1 pseudogene is annotated in these 2,062 nt (G+C 38.4%); it reads left to right on the plus strand.

Annotation, left to right across the window (positions count from 1 at the left end):
* Positions 1 to 380 precede the first annotated feature (380 nt).
* A pseudogene (locus ACT8VG_RS10615) lies at positions 381 to 1,758 on the plus strand (transposase).
* Positions 1,759 to 2,062: the final 304 nt, after the last annotated feature.

Below are 2,062 nucleotides of genomic sequence, written 5' to 3' on the forward strand. Positions count from 1 at the left end.
GTAGAAGGTAAAACGCACCAATATATTTTGCTCGAAAATGATTCCGATATTTACGATGTATCGGTAGTAGATTACCTTGATATCGTGCGTTATGGTGTAGGAGATACCATCACATTTGAATATATGGAGGGTGAGCAGGCCAATACCGTGCTTGGGATTGAAAAATAGAACTATGATTGTAGTTACAGAATAAGGATAGAGGGGCAAGGTAAGCCCCTCATATTAAGAATTGCGTAATAGGCGTTTGCGAAACGCCACAGCCCGCATAAATACGGCATTTTTTGTTACCAAATTAAAATAACTCCTCACCGGATATGGTATAATAGAGTTGACTAAAAACTACAAACCATGTACCCAAGAAAGGAGTTATTCTGATACATATGATACCATATAAACAGCTTTCTTTGGCAGATATTTTTCAAGATTGCCAAAATAAATTTAATAATGACAAGCCTGCATTTCTTTCTCTATTAGAAACCCATATCGATATTGATGAGTTTATTCCGATTTCTTTTAGAAATCATTTCTATGCATCAACGGGAAGATCCCGTAAATACCCTTTACGTGCTTTCCTGTGGGCTTTGATTATCCAGCGTATCTTCTCAATCCCTACAGACCAGCTTCTTTTAACTTTTCTGGTTTACTCGAAACCGCTTCGTGATTTCTGCGGTTTTACCAAAGTCCCTGATGCCTCTAAGATTACACGCTTCAAACAGGACTTTTTAGATGATCTGCAGCTTGTTTTTGATAAACTTGTTGATTTCACCGAACCAATCTGTCAGGCTGTTGATTCCGCAAAAGCCGATATGACCATCTTTGATTCTTCAGGCATTGAAGCTTTTGTTACTGAGAATAATCCCAAGTATGCTAACCGCATTATCAGACACCTTAAGGCTTATGCAAAAGCTAACAGCTTCGACAAGAATTATGATCCTTATAAAGCCGCTTATGGTTCTATGCCTTCGCACGCGTCTGCTAATCCTGAAATTAAACAGTTATACATCAATGGACATTTCTGTTATGTCTTCAAATTTGGCATCATTACCAACGGTCTTGGAATCATCAGGCATATCGCTTTTTATAACAAAAACTTTATAGCTTCCCATCCTGACATTACCGTTGAAAAGAAATCTGATTCACCTGATGAAGACAAGTCTGTCCATGATTCCAGGCTTTTAATTCCAACCCTGAAAGATTTCTTTTTAAAGCATCCATTGATTAATCCCAAAACTTTTCTTGGCGATGCTGCTTTTGATACTGCGGCACTCTATCCCAAACTTCTTACCGGTAATACGTTCGGAGATCATAAACACTTTGATAAAGCTTATATCCCACTGAATTCCAGGGCTGGTCTTGAAAAACAGGACTACACGATTAATGAAAATGGGATTCCCTGCTGTCCTCATGATGATTCACTTCCCATGAAATATGAAGGAATATCAAAACTCAGAAGCGGTGTTACCAGATATAAGTTTGTCTGTCCTAAAATCAAGTGGATCAAAAATGCATCTACTGGCAGATCCCAGCGTCACTGTACATGTGATGATCCATGTACAGCTTCTTCTTGTGGCAGAATGGTGTATATTTATCCTGAAAAGGATCTCCGTGCCTATCCTGGCGCTATCCGTGGTACAGAAGAATGGAATAACACTTACAAAATCAGAACCACCGTAGAAAGAGATATTAACCACATCAAGGATAATCTTTGTCTGGCCGGAAGAAGAACTGAGAATGAGAAAACACTTCACGCCGATCTGATCCTTGCAGGAATTACCCAACTGATAACAGTTGTACTTTCGGATAAAATCAATCATCACGAATTTATTCGCAGCTTAAAACCTCTTATTGCTTAGGACTTACCAACTCAATAAAGTCTACGGCTTATTTAAGTGCGCCTAAAACAGCTCAATATCCGTTTTCGTCATTAAAATCATGCTATGCTCAATTCTGTTTCTATTTTGATTCAAGTTTGCGAACGAGCATCGCGAGTTTCGCAATTACCTATACATTCTTATAAAATGGAAGCACTTCCCCCACTTTTTCATATTTTCTTCTTTAATAT

It is taken from the genome of Catenibacterium sp., from assembly GCF_052354645.1.
GTDB classification, from domain to species: Bacteria; Bacillota_I; Bacilli_A; order Erysipelotrichales; family Coprobacillaceae; genus Catenibacterium; species Catenibacterium mitsuoka_A.